This is a genomic window from Amycolatopsis sp. CA-230715 (genome assembly GCF_018736145.1).
Classification (GTDB): domain Bacteria; phylum Actinomycetota; class Actinomycetes; order Mycobacteriales; family Pseudonocardiaceae; genus Amycolatopsis.
Map to the genome: position 1 here is coordinate 1,898,806 of NZ_CP059997.1, position 16,791 is coordinate 1,915,596.

General features: G+C 70.4%; 14 protein-coding genes and 1 pseudogene. 4 read left to right on the forward strand and 11 right to left on the reverse strand.

The window, feature by feature from the left end:
- The first annotated feature begins 667 nt into the window (after positions 1 to 667).
- Together HUW46_RS09000 and HUW46_RS09005 are read left to right on the forward strand one after the other, a co-directional pair.
- Positions 668 to 1,435 (forward strand): bestrophin-like domain, encoded by a 768-nt coding sequence (locus HUW46_RS09000; protein ID WP_215546860.1) that lies wholly within the window; start codon positions 668 to 670, stop codon positions 1,433 to 1,435.
- A gap of 3 nt (positions 1,436 to 1,438) precedes the next feature.
- Complete coding sequence (locus tag HUW46_RS09005) at positions 1,439 to 2,752, forward strand: DUF6923 family protein (protein WP_215546861.1); 1,314 nt, start codon at positions 1,439 to 1,441, stop codon at positions 2,750 to 2,752.
- A 5-nt stretch (positions 2,753 to 2,757) separates the two neighbouring features.
- On the opposite strand, the gene HUW46_RS09010 is transcribed toward HUW46_RS09005, so the two are convergent.
- The gene (locus HUW46_RS09010) at positions 2,758 to 4,110 is read right to left on the reverse strand and encodes an esterase-like activity of phytase family protein (RefSeq protein WP_215546862.1); all 1,353 of its coding nucleotides are present in this window, start codon (positions 4,108 to 4,110) and stop codon (positions 2,758 to 2,760) included.
- A 223-nt stretch (positions 4,111 to 4,333) separates the two neighbouring features.
- On the opposite strand from HUW46_RS09010, the gene HUW46_RS09015 reads away from it, so the two are divergent.
- Positions 4,334 to 5,308, forward strand: coding sequence for a chitinase (locus HUW46_RS09015; RefSeq protein ID WP_215546863.1), 975 nt, complete (start codon positions 4,334 to 4,336; stop codon positions 5,306 to 5,308).
- 20 nt (positions 5,309 to 5,328) lie between these two features.
- Here HUW46_RS09015 and HUW46_RS09020 read toward each other — a convergent pair whose 3' ends face one another.
- From HUW46_RS09020 to HUW46_RS09040, 5 genes and pseudogenes are all read right to left on the reverse strand, one after another.
- Entirely contained in the window at positions 5,329 to 6,237 is a 909-nt protein-coding gene (locus HUW46_RS09020) for a proteasome assembly chaperone family protein (RefSeq protein WP_215546864.1), read from the reverse strand.
- Positions 6,238 to 6,308: 71 nt separating this feature from the next.
- The gene (locus HUW46_RS09025) at positions 6,309 to 6,773 is read right to left on the reverse strand and encodes a MarR family winged helix-turn-helix transcriptional regulator (protein ID WP_215546865.1); all 465 of its coding nucleotides are present in this window, start codon (positions 6,771 to 6,773) and stop codon (positions 6,309 to 6,311) included.
- A 93-nt stretch (positions 6,774 to 6,866) separates the two neighbouring features.
- Positions 6,867 to 7,946, reverse strand: a pseudogene (locus HUW46_RS09030) (aminotransferase class V-fold PLP-dependent enzyme); the annotation flags it as partial.
- Positions 7,936 to 8,874: an ABC transporter substrate-binding protein gene (locus HUW46_RS09035; protein ID WP_442860925.1), complete on the reverse strand. Its 939-nt coding sequence runs from the start codon at positions 8,872 to 8,874 to the stop codon at positions 7,936 to 7,938. The gene HUW46_RS09035 and the pseudogene HUW46_RS09030, both read right to left, overlap by 11 nt.
- Positions 8,875 to 8,997: 123 nt before the next feature.
- Entirely contained in the window at positions 8,998 to 9,486 is a 489-nt protein-coding gene (locus tag HUW46_RS09040) for a hypothetical protein (RefSeq protein WP_215546867.1), read from the reverse strand.
- Positions 9,487 to 9,574: 88 nt separating this feature from the next.
- On the opposite strand from HUW46_RS09040, the gene HUW46_RS09045 reads away from it, so the two are divergent.
- Entirely contained in the window at positions 9,575 to 10,417 is an 843-nt protein-coding gene (locus tag HUW46_RS09045) for an alpha/beta fold hydrolase (RefSeq protein ID WP_215546868.1), read from the forward strand.
- On the opposite strand, the gene HUW46_RS09050 is transcribed toward HUW46_RS09045, so the two are convergent.
- From HUW46_RS09050 to HUW46_RS09070, 5 genes are read right to left on the reverse strand one after another with little or no spacing between them, the layout of a single operon-like run.
- Positions 10,409 to 11,302, reverse strand: coding sequence for an ROK family protein (locus HUW46_RS09050; protein WP_215546869.1), 894 nt, complete (start codon positions 11,300 to 11,302; stop codon positions 10,409 to 10,411). The two genes, HUW46_RS09045 and HUW46_RS09050, sit on opposite strands and share 9 nt — an antisense overlap.
- Positions 11,299 to 12,921 carry an ABC transporter ATP-binding protein gene (locus tag HUW46_RS09055; protein WP_215546870.1) on the reverse strand — a complete coding sequence of 541 codons (1,623 nt, stop codon included), beginning with the start codon at positions 12,919 to 12,921 and terminating at the stop codon, positions 11,299 to 11,301. The genes HUW46_RS09050 and HUW46_RS09055 overlap by 4 nt, the downstream gene beginning before the upstream one ends.
- Positions 12,921 to 13,811: an ABC transporter permease gene (locus HUW46_RS09060; RefSeq protein WP_215546871.1), complete on the reverse strand. Its 891-nt coding sequence runs from the start codon at positions 13,809 to 13,811 to the stop codon at positions 12,921 to 12,923. Before HUW46_RS09060 ends, HUW46_RS09055 begins: the two co-directional genes overlap by 1 nt.
- Positions 13,808 to 14,761 (reverse strand): ABC transporter permease, encoded by a 954-nt coding sequence (locus HUW46_RS09065; RefSeq protein ID WP_215546872.1) that lies wholly within the window; start codon positions 14,759 to 14,761, stop codon positions 13,808 to 13,810. The genes HUW46_RS09060 and HUW46_RS09065 overlap by 4 nt, the downstream gene beginning before the upstream one ends.
- A 9-nt stretch (positions 14,762 to 14,770) precedes the next feature.
- Positions 14,771 to 16,600 (reverse strand): peptide ABC transporter substrate-binding protein, encoded by a 1,830-nt coding sequence (locus HUW46_RS09070; RefSeq protein ID WP_215546873.1) that lies wholly within the window; start codon positions 16,598 to 16,600, stop codon positions 14,771 to 14,773.
- Positions 16,601 to 16,791: the final 191 nt, after the last annotated feature.

Below are 16,791 nucleotides of genomic sequence, written 5' to 3' on the forward strand. Positions count from 1 at the left end.
TTCACAAAACGAGATGCCTGCGGAATTGGAAAACGATTGACGTCGTTTTCGCCGTGCATTTTCGAACGCCGATGGAACCGACGCTAGCACCGCCCGCGGCAACCCGTACAGTCACCCGAAAGTGCGGTCGCGGCGCCGATTAATCCAATTTTGCTCCGTACCGATTCATCAGATCCAGCTCTCGACTGCGACCCACAGTAGAGCAGACGCTGCGTAGCCGTCTCACCGGCCACCCGAATGCGCGGCAGCTCGCACATCCGAGGCCGTTTCGCCTGCGCACGACCTCGGAGCGCATATCGAAACGCCGTCACAGCCGATGATCTTGCTCGTCAGGGTCACAAAGCGGTAGGTCGGCGCGCGGCATGGGCGGACCGTCCATCCCGGATCCGACTACTACGGACAGTGAGCGCAGTGGTCGCTCAAATGGCGCACCGCGGGTCCACTTTGTACTCTTTTCCTCCCGTTCTCCTGATGCCAATAAGCCGACGACTCGGCCGCGCCGGTGACGTTTCGCACCGACTGGGAATCACCCGGATGAATTGTCGAATCGTGACTTGTCGGCACCGGCCGCGGCTGACTAGCTTCGATCACTATCGGCGGGCCCGCTGCCGGGTAATCGGCACGGGCGGATATTTCGGCGACCGCGCACGACCGGCGAAAGGCCACGATGAGCATCTATCTGAGCGGTCTCCTCTGGGTGGTGGGCGCGGCCGCCGCTGGCGCGGGCAGCGCCTATCTGGTGAGGCGGTTCGGGCTCTCCGAAGGCAGACCTGACAACAACGACGCGGCGGGCCAGGTGTTCACGATCGTGAGCGGCCTGCAGGCGGTGATCGTCGCTTTCGTGCTCATTTCGCAGTTCGACGCCGTGGACGCGGCGCGCGACGGCGCCTTCAAGGAAGCGAACGCCGCGGTCGCCGCGTCGTGGGCGGCCGACGCGCTGCCCGAGCCGACGCGCGGCGAAGTCCGCGAGCAGGCCGCCGCCTACGCGCGCACGGTCCAAGACGTCGAGTGGCCGCAGATGCGCGCGGGCCACACCGTGGAGAGCGACGGCTGGGCCCAGCTCGCCAGGCTCCGCGACACCGTGGCGGACGCGCAGACCGCGGACGGGGACGACTGGGCCACCGACCGCAAGACCGAGGCCGCGAACCAACTCTGGGACGTGTACCAGGCGAGGCAGGAGCGGATCACCGGCGCCGTGCAGAACGGCCTCGGCGCGGTGCTGTGGTTCGTGTTGATCCTCGGCAGTGTGGTGACGGTTCTGATGCCGAACCTGTTCGGCGGCACCAAGCCGCGCACGCACATCATCATCGTGTCCACCCTCGCCGGCACGATCACGGTGCTGCTGTTCGCCATCTACCAGTTGCAGAACCCCTACGCGGGCGGGACGAAGATCGAACCGGACGCCTTCCGGTGGGCACTCGACCGGTTGAGCTGACCCGTGCCGTCCGCGCGCCGCGCCTTCCCGCTCGCCGCCTCGGCACTGCTGCTCGGGGCGCTCGCGTTCCTGCCCACCGCGGCTGGCGCGCGCGAGCCCGAAACCTGCACCGCGATCGAAGTGCGGTCCCGCCTGCCGACCGACCTCTCCTCGGCCTACCGGGTCGAGCTGCCCTCGGGCGCGGTCACCGCGCTGGGCCGGCTCGACTACCGCGTCAACGCGCTCGGCTACGCGAAGGCGCAGAACCTCGCCTACGGCCTCGCCGATTTCGCGAGCCGGTGGCCGACGCCCGGCGCGCCGCGGGTGGTCACGATCGCCCGTGACGGCACCGTGCGCGACCGCGGTCCGATCCGCCGCGGCCCGCATCCGGGGCTCGGCCCCGCCCTGGTCAGCGCGACGGCCGGGGCGATCGTCGGAAACCGGTGGTACGTCAAGAGAATCGGCACACTGTACACAGTGGACATCGACCCGGCGAGCGCGACCTATCTGAGCGTGGTGCACGCGACGAGGCTGCGGCCGCTCGGACTCGCCGCCAAGGTCGACGACTTCGACCTCGACCCGGCGAGCGGGCTGCTGGTCGGCGTCGCGGCGGACGCCCACGAACCGGGCGCGCTGGTGAGCCTGGACCCGGTGAGCGGTGCCGTGCGGCGGCTTCCGGGGCCGAGGCTGCCCGCGAGTTCGGCCTACGGCGCCGTCGTCGCCTTGGGCGGCGGGACGCTTTCGGTGCTGGCGAACGACGTGCGCGGCCGCGGCCGCCGCTACCTGGTGCCGCCGAACGGCACCCCGGTGGAAATCGACGCGGGCCCCGCACTGTCCAGTTCGGACGGTGCGGGCTGCTTCACCGCGCCACCACCGCCGACGACACCGCCCACCACACCACCCACCACACCACCGACGACGCCGCCCACGACGCCGCCGACCACAACACCGACGACTCCCCCGACCACGCCTCCCAGCACACCGCCCAGTTCGCCGCCCGCACCCCCGCCACCACCACCGAAGGCCACTCCCCCGCCGTCACCGGTTCCGGTTCCACCCCCCGCATCGGAGCCGGAACCGGTGACCCCCGCCCCACCGCCACCGCCGCCGTTGCCGACCGCGGAACCGGTCGCCCCGGCCAAACCGGCGCCACCGTCACCGCGGCCCACGACGAAGAAGCCGGCGCAGGCGCGCCCGACGCCGAGCAAGTCCGCCGACGCGGGCCCGACCCGGCTCGAGCGCACCAAGGAAAAGCGCCGCTGGGGCGTCGCGGTGCTGCTGATGACGATCGGCGCGGCCGCGGTGACCCGTAGCGCCGCACGGCACCGGTCGCGCTGATCCGGTCAGCCGCGCAGCTCGGCCGGGAGCTTCGTGACGTCGATGCGCAGGAACTCGCCGTCGTCCTGCTTGCCGTCCGGGGTCAGCTTCGGGTGCAGCGCGAACGGCGGGGCGTCGCCTCTGACGCCGTCGATACCGAAGTCGCTGTCGTTGCTGAGCACGACGGTGCGCCCGCCGTCGGTGGTCGCGACACCCTCGATCTTGTCGTGCCCGAAGAACCCGCCCTTCGGGTCGAGCCGGGTGAGCAGCCCGCCGACGTCGACGTGCAGCTTCTTCTTCACCGGCTTGATGTCCACGTCGGCGAGATCGCGGGTCGCCTCTTCGGTGTCGTGCGCGCCGACGTAGGCCTCGATGGTTTCCTTGTCGTCGCCGACAAGCAGCCCGCCCTTCGCCGCGTCGTACGGCGCGTCGTGCACCTTCTCCGCGGGGCCGACGTCGGTGGCACCGGCGAGGTCGATCTTGAACAGCTTCTTGTACGCGCCGGGTTCCGGTTGGCCGTCGCGCTCGTCGACGAGGAACGTGGTGGCGCTCAGCGCGGTGATCTCGCTGACCGCGCCGTCGTTGTCCTTGGGATCGTCGAGCAGGTACAGGTATTCGTGGGCGGCGCGCGTGCGGAGGTCGTAGGTGACGATCCGCACCGGCGCGACGTGACCCGGTTTCTTGTCGAGGTCGGGCTGGCCGAGCGCGGACTGCATGATGCCGACGAGCGTGCCGCCGTCCGGGGTGAGCGTGAGCCCTTCCATCCCCTTGTTCGGCACCCGGTTCTTCAGCTCGCCGGGCAGGCCCTTGCCGGGTGCCAGCCGCTCGATCGCGCGGCCGTCGCGGCCGAAGTGCGTGACGAACGGGCCATACTCGTCGGAGACCCAGAACGTGCCGTCGGCCGCGACCGCGAGCCCTTCGGAGTCATAGCCGTTCGGGTCGGGTGCCAGCGGTTTCCCGTTGAGGTCGACGATCTTCTCGCCGGTGTCGGCCTGGGTGGAAAGCCGCCCGGAGTACGGGGTCCCGTCGGCGGCCCGCAGCGGGATCGTCTGCTCCAGCTCCGCCTTTCCGCCGCGGAGCCGGAACTTCCCGATCGACGGCGTGAACGCGGGCAGCGGTTCGACCTTCTCGCCGCCGGGGCCGTCGACGTTCGGGCCGCGATCGGTGAGGCCGTAGTACTCGTCGCTGCCGCCCAGTACCGGCGCGAGCGCCGAACCGTAGCCGCCGCCGGTGATGGGCACGCCGCCGACGGTCGCCAGCGGCGGCAGGTCCGTGCGGAACACCTGCACCGCGTCGCGAAGCCGGTCACCGTGCGCCGAGGCAGTCCCCGCCGCGCTCAGGGACACCACCAGGCCCGCCGCGATCGCCAGTCTTCTCATCCGCTGCTCCTCCTCGTCGTTTCCCCCTCGGGGCAGTGTCGTCAACGCGGGTGTCGGGCGGAAGGCCGCTGGATGAACACCGCGCGCGGGCACTGGACAACGACCGGACAGATGGTCTAGACCCCTTGACCTTCTTGGTTTAGACCACCTACGGTCGCGTGACCGCCGGTACGGAGACGGTCACCGGCGGCACCGGTCGGGGGTCACGGAACGGACGAAACGTATGAACGACAAGAAGTTCTCGCGAGGAAGGCGGATCATCGCGGCGGCGCTGGGCACGGCCGCACTGGGTGTGCCCGCGGTCGCGCACGCCGACGCGGCGCCGCTCGCGAGCAGCAGAGTCTCGCCCTACATCGACATCACGGCGGCCACCCCGTCGATGACGTCGATCGCCAAGGAAACCGGGCAGAAGGACTTCAACCTCGCCTTCGCGCTCGCCGACAGCACCGGCTGCAACCCCGCGTGGGGCGGCACGGTCCCGCTCACCGATTCCCGCATCACCGGTGACGTCAAGGGACTGCACGACCTCGGCGGTTCGGTCACGGTGTCGACCGGCGGGGCGGCGGGGCCCTACCTGGAAACCGCGTGCGGCTCGGCGGACGCGCTGTACGGCGCCTACGTCAAGGCGCTGGACGCGGTGGGCAGCAACAGCATCGACGTCGACGTGGAAGCCAGCATCCCGGCTGGCACGGTCAACGAGGCGCTGCTCAAGCTGCAGAAGGAAAAGAAGACCAAGGTCAGCTACACGCTGCGGATCCAGGGGCAGGACTACGGGCTCGACCCCGGCTCGGTGGACATCCTGAAGGACGCGGCCGCCAAGGGCGTCGCGGTCACGGTCAACCCGATGCTGATGGACTTCGGCTACACCGGTGACTGGGGCGACGCGCTGATCTCGGCCGCCAACGCCACGCTGAAGCAGCTGAAGACCGTCTGGCCGGACAAGAACGACGCCGATCTGAAGGGGATGCTCTCGCTCACCCCGATGATCGGGAAGAACGACACCGGCTCGGTCACCGACCAGGCCGCGGCGAAGAAGCTGCTCGACTACGCGAAGGCCAACCACGTCGCGGGAATCGGCTTCTGGTCCGCGGGCAGGGACAACGGCGACTGCCCCGGCGGCGGCGCGGTCGCGAACTGCAGCGGGATCGAGCAGTCGAAGTACGAGTTCACGAACATCTTCAAGGCCTATCAGGGCTGAGGGGAGCGCGCGGGCCCCGGTCAGTCCTGCTGACCGGGGCTCTGCTCCGCCAGGAACTGCTCGAACGCCGAACCCAGCTCGTCCGCGGTCGGCATGTGCTCGACCGATTCGGCCAGCAGGCTTTCCCGGCTCGACGCCTCGGTGAACGCGTCGTACTGGCGCTCGAGCGCCGCGACCACTTCGCTCAGCTCGTCGGACTCGGCGACCTTCTGGTTGATGTCGGCGTCCGCCTGCTCGGCGGCCTCCGCCAGGTCAGCGGCGGGCAGCACGAGCCCGGTCGCCTCGCCGATCGCGTCCAGCATGCTGACCGCGGCGGCGGGGTACACGGCCGCGAGGTAGTGCGGGACGTGCGCGGCGAAGCCCATCGCGTCGTGCCCGGCGTGGCCGAGCCGCAGCTCCAGCAGCGCCGAGGCACTGCCGGGCACCTGCACGCGGTTGAACAGCGGCTGGTGACCCTTGACCAGCTCGCCCCGGGTGGCGTGCGCGGTGACGCCGAGCGGCCTGGTGTGCGGCACGCCCATCGGGATGCCGTGGAAGCCGACCGTGAGCCGCACGCCCCACCGGTCGACGAGCGTGCGCACCGCGGCCACGAACCGCTCCCAGCGCTGATCCGGCTCCGGGCCGGTGAGCAGCAGGAACGGCGTGCCGTCCTGGTCGTGCAGCAGGTGCACCACCAGCTCCGGTGCCTCGTACTCGGTCCACCGGTTGACCGAGAAGGTCATCGGCGGGCGCCGCGAGCGGTAGTCGATCAGCGCGTCCACGTCGAACCGGGCGATCACCCGGTGGTCGAGCGAGCTCAACAGGTGTTCGGTGACGAGACGGCCGGCGGAGCCCGCGTCGACGAACCCGTCCAGCGAGTGGAGCAGGACGGCGCCCGTCAGATCGGGAACGTCCGAATCCACCTCGTAGAGATCCTCGGGGTCCAGCACACTGCCTCCAGATTTCGACTGCCCGTACCTTAGGTCAACGCGCGAAGGCGCCGGAGGAATTCCGCCGAAGGTCAGCCCTTTTCACCGAAGGTCAGCGACGACAGCGCGTGCACGAGCGGCGCCAGCTCGGGGAGTTCGACCGCTTCGCCGAGCGCCTGCCCCAGCGCGGCGTCGTGGGTCGGGCGCACGGCGGCGAGCAGCTCGTGCCCGGCGGGGGTAACCTCGGTGTAGACGCCGCGGCGGTCGGTCGGGCACAGGTAGCGCTGCAGCAGCCCGCGCTCTTCGAGCCGCGTGACCAGGCGCGTGGTCGCCGACTGGCTCAGCACCACGGCCGTGGAGAGCTGGTTCATCCGCAGGTGGAAACCGTCCTGCCGGGACAGCACGTCCAGCACGCTGTACTCGCTCACGGACAGCTCGTGCGCGCGGCGGAGCTCGCGTTCGAGCCGGTCTTCGATCCGGGCGTGCAGGGCCGCGAGCGTGCGCCAGCCCTGCGCGCGCGCCGCGACAGCGTCTTCGGCGTCTTCGGCCAGTGACACGATTCACCTTCTCCCACCCGGATAGCAGGCACCCGCAACTATTGAGCGCGCCGGTAGTTGACGGCGCCGCACACAGCGTACTCCGGCTCAGGCCAGCGCGGCGCGCACCAGCTCGGCGGCCGTGGCCGGGGTCGACGCGTGCGGTGTCAGCCGGACGTGCTCCCGGCGCGCGGTCGCGGTGATCCCGGCTTCGGCCAGCCGCTCGCCGACCTTCTTCGCGGGCACGCCGGGAAGCGCGAAGGCGAGGATCCCGCCACGGCGCCGCGTCGCGGACACGATTTCCGCGCCCATGCGCGAAAGCGCCTCCTCCAGCTCGCGCACCCGCCGCTCGATCAGCGCGCCGATCGCCGCGGGCCCGGCGTCCTCGACGAGTTCGAGCGCCGCGGCGAACGCGCCGGAGGTCACCGGGCTCAGGTTGCTGATCGACCACGCCTGCGCGCCGTCGGCCACCGGGTGGACCTCGCCGTCGAACACGCCCGCGTCCCGCACGCCCGTCCAGCCCGACAGCACCGGCCGCAGGCGGTCGAGCGCGCGCTCGGACAGCACCGCGAACCCGGTGCCCCAGCCCGCGCGCAGCCACTTCTGCCCGCCGACCACCAGCACGTCCGCCACCTCCCACGGCTCGTCGACGACGCCGAAGCCCTGGATGCCGTCGACCACCAGCAGGCGGTCGCCGACGACCTCCCGCAGCGCCGCGAGATCGGCCCGGTACCCGGTGCGGAAGTCCACCGCGCTCACCGAAACCGCGGTCGTTTCGCCGGTCAGCGCCGCGCGCACGCCGTCCGCCGTCACGTACCCGGCGCCGAGCGGGCGCACGCGCAGCAACCCCGCCTCCTCCGCGCGCACCCAGGGGTAGAAGTTGGCGGGGAACTCCGTCGGCGCGACGAGCACTTCGCCGCCCGGAACGCTGAACGCGGCCTGGAACAACCCGAGGCTGGTGTTGGGGAGCAGCACGACGTGCTCGGGAACCGTGCCGCACAACCGCGCGGCGGCCGCCTTCGCGCGGGACTCCTGCGTCATCAGTTCGTCCACAGTGGACGGACCGGCGACGGCGGTGCGCGCGAGCAGGTCCGCGGTGGTGTCGAGCACCGCGCGCGAGGGCGGGCCGAACCGGCCGAAGTCGAGATATCCCGCGGGCTCGGTGAACTGGGCGAGGTAGGCCTCAGGGACCACCGTTGAACGCCGCCTTCCGCACCGCGCCCTGCTGCAGCCCCCACGCGGCGAGGATCCGGCCGTAGGTGCCGTCGTCGATCAGCGCCTGCAGCGCGCCCCGCACCGCGTCCGCGAGCTGGCGGTTCGACTTCGCGAACCCGATGCCGTACGGCCCGCCGTTGAGCGGCTGGCCCGGCACCACGTCGAAGGCCGCGCCGTCGTCGACCGTCCGCGCCGCGAAGCTCGCGCTCGGCAAGTCGTTGAGCACCGCGGAAACCCGTCCCGTCTTCAGCTCGTTTTCGCTGCGTCCGTCGCTTTCGGTCACTTCGACCGCGACCGCGGGCATCCCGGCCTTCACGCACTTCGCGCTCTGCGCGTCGGCGAAGTGCTGGTTGCTGGTGCCCTGCACGGCCGCCACCGCCTTGCCGCACAACGCGTCCGGCCCGGTGACCCGCTCCGGGTTCCCCTTGCGGACCATGATGGTGATCCCCGAGGTGAAGTAGTCGACGAAGTCGATCCTGGCCTCGCGCTCCTTGGTGTCGTTCATCGCGGCCATGGTGAGGTCGACCCGGCCGGATTCGAGGCTCGGGATGAGCGAGGAGAAATCCTCGTCCTGGTGCTCGATGCGGACGCCGAGCTTGGCCGCGATCGCCTTCGCGATGTCGACCTCGTAGCCGATCGGGGTCCGCCCGTCGGCGGCGTAGAAGTTGTTCGGCGGCGACTGCAGGTTCGTCGCGAGGCGCAGCGAGCCGGAACCGGATACCTGCGGCGGCAACGCCGCGGCGAGCGCGGGATCGGCCGCGACGGCGGAAACGATGGAATTCGTGTCGGGGATCGGGCTCGGCTTCGGTGCCGCCGTGTCCTCCGCCCCGCCACAGCCGGCCAGGCACAGTGCCGTGATCGCGAGCGCGCCGACGCGGCGGACGAGCGCCACCGGCGGGATCGCCACGGATGTACCTCCACGGCCAGCTACGGCCCTCGGCTGTGCGCGGAGACCGTACAACCGGCGGGTGGAGGCGTCAACGGCCGGGGTGGCCGCGGGGTCGCGGCATCCACAAAGGACTCATCGGCGTCAGCGGCCTTCGCCGGGGGCGGAATAGGGCGCGCCGTGCTCCAGCGACGGGCTCACGCTCGGCCTGGTGGGATCGGTGCCGGGGTCCACCGGGTTGACGGTGGTGCCGCCCCGCCCGCGCTCCGCGGCGAGGCCCTGCTTGCGCGCGACCAGGTTCTCGCCGACCTGCTCGTCCCGGATCCTGGACAGCACCGCCAGCGTGATGCCGTGCGCCAGTGCCAGCACGAGCAGCAGGATGCCGAGCTTGGCCACCACCTTCGGCATGCTGCTCTCGTCACCGCCGAGGCTGATCGTGGACAGCAGCGCGAGGATGCCCAGCACGGCGAGGTGGAACATCACCGTGACGAGCCTCGCCATCGACGCGCCCGCTTCCGGGGCGCCGTAGGAGTTCTCCAGGTAGCGGCGCCCGCTGTGGTAGATGATCTGCCCGTCGATCGCCACCAGCACGATGCCGATCAGCAGGAACGTGATGTACGCGTTCGTGTTCACCGGTGACCTCCTCGTTCACGTCTCCTCGGCGGAGTACCCGCTGGGCCGGGGCGGAAACGGCGCCCGTTCGTGCGCTAGGTTCCGGGGTGTGACCGAACACCTGAGCATCCCGACCGCGGTGGGCAGTTTCGACGCGATCGCCGCCGGTCCCGAGGACGGCGCGCCGGTGCTGCTGCTCCACGGCTTCCCGGAGGCCGCGATCTCCTGGGAGCACCAGGTCGGCTCGCTCGGCGCGCAGGGCTTCCGCGCGGTGGCGCCGGACCAGCGCGGCTACTCCCCCGGCGTCCGGCCGGAGAACCCGGCCGAGTACGGCATCGGCGAGCTGGTCGGCGACGTGGTCGCGATCGCGGACGAACTGGGCTGGCACCGGTTCCACCTGGTGGGCCACGACTGGGGCGGCGCGGTCGCCTGGTGGACCGCCGACGAGCACCCCGATCGCCTGCGCACGCTCAGCGCGGTGTCCACGCCGCATCCCGGCGCGTTCGCGGAGGCACTGCGCGAGGACGAGGACCAGCAGCTGCGCTCGGGGTACATGACCGAATGGCGGCAGGCGCGCGTCACCGAACAGCGCATGCTCGCCGACGACGGCGAAGCGATCCGGCGCATGTTCGACTGGAAGGTCTCGCCGAGCAAGATCGACGAGTACGTCCGGCGCCTGTCCGAACCGGGCGCGCTCACCGCGGCGCTGAACTGGTACCGCGCGGGCAGGCCCGCCGGGAAGATCGGCAAGACGACCGTGCCGACGCTGTACGTGTGGAGCACCGAAGACGTGGCGTTCGGCTCGACGGCGGCGCTGAACACCGAGCACTGGGTGGAAGCGGCCTACCGGTTCGAGATGTTCGAAGACGTCTCGCACTGGGTGCCCGAAGAAGCCGCCGAAGCGCTCACCAGCGTCCTCGCCGAGCACTTCGCGGCGCCGCGGTCACGCTGACCTGGCGAGCGCGGCCGCGCCGATCGCCACCGCGAGCACCCCGAGCCGCGCCGTCTCGATCGACAGCCCCCGGTTCGACGCCAGCACCGACGAGTCCACGACCGCGCGGCACGGCGCCTCGATCAGGTCCCACGCGGCGGCCACCCCGCCGCCGACGACCACCGTCTGGCAGTCCAGCAGCGTCGCCGCGGTCGCGATCGCCTGCCCGAGCGCGGCACCCGCGTCGGCGTAGACCCCGCGCGCCGCCGGATCGCCGTGCCTGGCCAGTTCCGCGATCTCGGCCGGCCCGAGCGCGCGCCCGTCCCGTGCCGCGAACCGGCGGGCGATCGACGGTCCCGCGGCCACCGACTCGAGGTGCCCGCGTGCCCCGCACGTGCACGGGTCGTCGCCGAAACCGGGTGTGTGACCGATTTCCCCGGCACCACCGTGCGCCCCGTGCAGCAGCTCGCCGCTCGACAGCAGCGCCCCGCCGATCCCGGTGCCGACGGTGATCCCGATGACGTGCTCCGCCCCGAGCGCCGCGCCCGCACTCGCCTCGCCGCGCAGGAACGCGTTCACGTCGTTCTCCACCAGCACCGGGCGGCCGAGCGCGTTCTCCAGCAGTTTCGCGGGCGATTTCCCTTGCCACTGCGGGAAAGTCCCGCTCGCCGCCGTCACGACGCCGGAGACCGGGTCGATCACGCCCGCCGCGCCGACCCCGACGCCGAGCACATCGGGGAACTCCGCGAGCAGCTCGCCGATCAGGCCGAGCGCCGTTTCGATCATGCGGTCGGCGCCGTCGCTGGCACCGGAGGACACCCGGCGCGCGGTCCGCACGCGCAGCTCGTCGTCGACGACCACCGCCTGCGCTTTCGTCCCGCCGATGTCGACACCGAGCCAGCTCACCCGCGCTCCCGGCGGGCCCGCTGTTCCACCGGGTCCGGCACCGGTGCGGAGGCCAGCAGGCGCCGCGTGTAGTCCTCCTTCGGCGCGCGCAGCACCTCGTCCCTGGTGCCCTGTTCGACGACCTTTCCCTTGCGCATCACCACGACGCGGTCCGAGAGCTGGTCGATCACCGCGAGGTCGTGGCTGATGAACAGGCACGCGAACCCCAGCTCGCGCTGCAGCTGGCCGAGCAGGTCGAGCACGGCGGCCTGCACGGACACGTCGAGCGCGCTCGTCGGTTCGTCGGCGACCAGCAGCGCCGGGTCCATCGCCAGCGCCCGCGCGAGGCTCACCCGCTGCCGCTGCCCGCCGGAAAGCTCGTGCGGGTACCGGTCGCGGTGGGCCTTCTCCAGCCGGACGCTGTCGAGCAGCTCGGCCACCCTGGCATCGCGGTTCCCGATCTTCCCCAGCACCAACGGTTCCGCCACGCATTCGCCGACCGTCATCCTCGGGTCCAAAGAGGACGCCGGGTCCTGGAACACCATGCCGATCCGCTTGCGCACCTCGCGCAGCTTCCGCGCGCCGAGACCCGCGACGTCGGTACCGAACACCTCGATCCGGCCCGAGGTCGGCTTCTGCAGCCGCACCGCGCAGCGGCCGACCGTGGTCTTCCCCGAACCGGACTCCCCCACCAGCCCGAGCACCTCGCGCGGCGCGATCTCGAACGACACCTCGTCGACGGCGCGGTACTTCCCCGCGCCGCGCCGCCCGCTGAAGTCCACCACGAGATCGCGCACGGCCAGCACCGGCTCCTCGTCCGCGCGGGCTTCCTCGACGACGCGCGCGGGCGCGCGACCGAGGTGCGGCACCGCGGCGAGCAGGCGGCGGGTGTAGTCGTGCGCGGGCTCGGCGAAGACCTGGCGCACATCGCCTTCTTCGACGATTTCGCCCTGGTACAGCACCACCACCCGGTCCGCGAGATCGGCGACCACGCCCATGCTGTGCGTGATGAGCACGATCGCGGTGCCCAGCTCGTCGCGCATCCGGCGCAGCAGGTCGAGGATCTCGGCCTGCACCGTCACGTCCAGCGCGGTCGTCGGCTCGTCCGCGATCAGCACCTTCGGCTCGCACGACAGCGCCATCGCGATCATCACGCGCTGGCGCAGCCCGCCGGAAAGCTCGTGCGGGTACTGGTCGAGCCGCCGTTCCGGTTCGTCGATCCCCACCAGCGCGAGCAGTTCACCCGCACGCGCCCTCGCGTCCGATGTGGATATATCACGGTGCAGCAGCAGCGCCTCGGCGACCTGCCACCCGATCGTCCTGAGTGGATTGAGCGCGGTCATCGGCTCCTGGAACACCATCGCGACGTCGTCGCCGCGACGCGCCCTGAAGTCCTTTTCGGACAGTTCCAACAGTTCGTCACCGTCGAGCACGACGCTCCCGCGCACGGTCGCCGTCGGCGGCAGCAGTCCCAGCGCCGACAGCGAAGTGGCGCTCTTGCCCGAACCGGACTCCCCGACCACGGCGACGACCTCGCCGGGACACACCCCGAAACTGATCCCCTTGACCGCTTCGGTGGTCCCCTGCGCCGTGGCGAACCCGATCTCCAGCCCGGTGAACTCCAGTACCCGATCCGCCATCACCGCTCCTTCAAGCGCACGTCGAAGGCGTCGCGGAGGCCGTCGCCGATGAAGTTGAACGCGCACACCGTCGCGACGATCAGCAGCCCCGGCGGGAACACCAGCCACCAGTACCCGTCGTAGGTGTAGGACAGGCCCTGGCTCAGCATGCCGCCCCAGTCCGCCGCGGGCGGCGGCACGCCGAGCCCGAGGAAGCTGACGTAGGCCACCAGGAGCACCGCGTCCGCGACCTGGAACGTCGCGTTCACGATCACGGTGCCGATCGCGTTGGGCACGATGTGCTTGCCGATCGCGCGCAGCCCCGTGCCACCCGAGAGCCGCATGGCCTCCACATAGGACCGCGACCGCAGCGCGAGCGACTCCGCGCGCATCAGCCTCGCGGGCGCGAGCCACGAAACGCACCCGATGACGAGGATCAGCACGCCGATGCTCGGCGTCACCATGGTGCCCGCGACGACCAGCAGGAACAGCGCGGGGATCGCGATCCCCGCGTCCACGATCCGCATCAGCACACTGTCGACCCAGCCGCCCGCGTACCCGGCGACCGCGCCCCACGCCGTGCCGATCACGGTGGCCAGCAGCCCGGCGGCGAGCCCGATCGTCAACGAGGTCTGCCCGCCCGCCATCAACCTGCCCAGCAGGTCGAACCCGACGTCGTCCGTCCCGAGTGGATGGCCGGGCGAGCCGGGTGGCAGGTGCGCGTCCGCCAGCGCGGTGTGCACCTGGTCGGTCCGGTAGAGCAGCGGGCCGAGGAAGCAGAACGCCACCAGCACGACGAGCATGCCGAGCCCGGTCTTCGCGAGCCGGTTGCGCAGGAACAGCCGCAGCCTGCGGCGGCTGGGCCCTTCCGCGCGCACCGTGTCCTTTTCGGACAGTGACTCCGCCGTCATGCGCGCGCCTTCCTCGTCCTCGGGTCGATCAGCGCCTGCACGACGTCGGCGAGCAGCGAGCCGAGCACCGTGGCGATCGCGATCACCAGCACCACGCCGAGCAGGATCGGGTAGTCCCGCGTCTGCGCGGCGTTCCAGAACAGCAGGCCCATCCCCGGGTAGTTGAACATCGACTCGATCACGACCGCGCCGCCGAAGACGACCGGGATGTAGTAGCCGATCATCGCGACCACCGAGGTGAGCGAGTTGCGCAGCACGTGCTCGCGCAGGATCTGCCGCTCCGACGCGCCTTTCGCCCGCGCGGTGCGCACGTAGTCCTCGCTCAGGTTGTCCAGCACCGAGGACCGCATGTACCGGCTGAACACCGCGACCTTGGCCGCCGCTCCGGTGGCCACCGGAAGCACCAGCGCGCCCGGCTCGGCGAAGATCCCGGCGAGCGTGTCCGACTGCGGCGCCTGCGCGGGGAACAGCGCGATCTTCTGGGAGAACACGATGATCAGCACGAACGCCAGGAAGAACACCGGGGTCGAGTAGAGCACGAAGGTGATGCCGGTGGTGACGTAGTCCGACGCCCTGCCGCGCCGCGCCGCCTGCCACGTCCCGAGCGGCACCGCGATCACCAGTGCCACCAGCACGTACAGCACGGTCAGCACGAGCGTCTTCGGCAGCCGCTGCCCGATCAGGTCGCCGACGGGCTGGTTGAGCGTGAACGAATCGCCGAGATCGCCCTGCAGCAGCCGGAGCAGGAACCGGCCGTACTGCTCGGGAAGCGACCGGTCGAACCCCTGCGCCTGGTTGAACGCGGCGATCTGCTCGGGGGTCGCCTGCAGCCCGAGCGCGCCGCGCGCGGGCCCGCCGGGGATCTGGTGGAGCAGGAAGAACACGATCAGGGTGACCACGAAGATCACCACGATCGCCTGCCCCACGCGGGAAACCAGGTACCTGAGCACGCTTCGCCCCTACTTGGTGAGGTACCAGCGCTGGACCTGCATGCCCGCCAAGGGATCCTGCACGACACCCTGCAGCTTCTTGTTCAGCACGGAGATCTGGTAGACCGGGTTCGGCAGCCAGATCACCGGCAGCTGCTGCGTGAGGTACTCGCCGTACTTGCGCATGGCGTCCGGGTCCTGGCTCTTGAGCGCGGCCGTGATCAGCTCGTCCGCATGGGGATCGGTGTAGTTGCCGAGGTTCGACGACGCGCCGCTCGCGAAGATGCGGTCACCGCTCGGGTACGCCGGGAAGTACCAGCTGCCCTGGGTGCCGAAGAACGAAAGCTGCCACGAGCACTCGTTCTGCTCCGGTGTACACGGCACGCTGTTGCCGAGCACCGTGTTCAGCGGCTGCGGCTTGACCTCGAGCGCGATGCCCACTTTGGACAGTGACGATTTGAGTTCGAGCATCATGTTCTCGGTTTCCTTGGAACCGCTCTCGGTCAGCAGCGTCAGCTTCAGCCGCGTACCGGCCGCGACGCCCGCGCCGCACTGGTTCTCGGCTGTGCCTGGCGAAGCGCACGCGAGCGTGCCGTCCGGGCCGGGCTGCCAGCCGTGCGAAGTGAGCAGGCGCTTGGAGTTCTCGATGTCGAACGGGAACGGCGCCTTGCGCTGCGCCTCGGACAGGAACTCCGACTTGTCGTCCTGCGGCACCGGCCCGTACCCGGGCGTGGCCATGTCGCGCCAGATGTTCTTGGCGATCGATTTCTGGTCGACCGCGCCCTGGATCGCCTGCCGCACGTAGAGCTGCTTGAACGCGGGCCCCGCCTGCGGGTTGTTGAAGTTGTACGGGATGTAGGTGATCGCCCAGCCGCGCCACGGCTCCACCTTGAAGTTCCGCGCTTCGAGCGCGCCGCGCTGGCCGAGGTTCGCCGAGGTCATGTAGCCGTAGTCGACGCCGCCGGACTGCAGCACGTTGAACTCGGCGTCCGCGCTGGTGAACGGTTTGAACACCACGGTGTCGAGGTGCGCCGGGTCCTGCCCGGTGTACTTGGGGTTCTTCTGCAGCGTCACCTGGCCGCCGGTGGTGAACTCCTTGAGCGCGAACGGCCCGTTCGTGACCTTCCACAGTGGATCGGTGTTGTAGTTCGCGATCTGCTTCGCCTGGCCGGTGAGGTAGTCGAAGACCTTGCGGGCGCCCTCTTCCGACCGGTCGAAGTCGCCGACCTGACCGTCCGCGCTCTGCTTGTCCCACGCCGCCTGCGGCAGCGGGACGACGTAGATCAGCTGGTTCGCGGTGTACCACTCGGGGTTGTAGGACTGGTCGAAGGTCAGCGTGAACGTCTTGTCGTCCACCGCCTTGAACGCGGTGACGCTGTCCGGGATGCGCCCCTTCGAGTAGCCGCCCCACTTGGTCTTGTTGGCGCGCACCAGGTTGAACCAGAACTCGACGTCGCGGGTGGTCACCTTGGCGCCGGTGGACCAGGTGAGGTCCTTGAGCGTGATGGTGGCCGACTTCCCGTCCGGCGCGTACTTCGGCGGGTTCGCGGCACCGCCCTTCTCGTCCAGCGCGACCGAGCCCGAGGAGCCGTTGAAGTCGACCAGCGGCACGAACATCTCGTGCTGGATCGACGAGTTGTAGGTGGCGAGGTAACCGGGCAACCCCACCGGGAGTATCCAGTTCGGGGTCGCGTTCGGCGGGAGCGCGAAGCTCACCGAGCCGCCTTCCGACGGCGTGCCGCCGCCGGAACCGGAAGAAGCGCCGGTGCACGCGGAAAGCGCGACCAGTGCCGCCGACCCCGCCGCGAGCGCGGCCAGGGTTCGGCGCCGGGGAGAACGGCCTTGAGGCGTCGGGAACATCGCATCTCCAGTGGGGAAGGTCAGGAGGGATCGCCGGTGAACGCAGACCTTAAGCCCGAAATCGAAGCAAAACAAGATGCTCTTCGAATTAAGTTGCCATCCTCGACGCCCTGCCGTTTTGCCTCGGAAACCGTTAGCATCACTGGTCAGGGCGTGCTCCCAGCCCGTGTGCAAGAAAAGAGACTTAATTC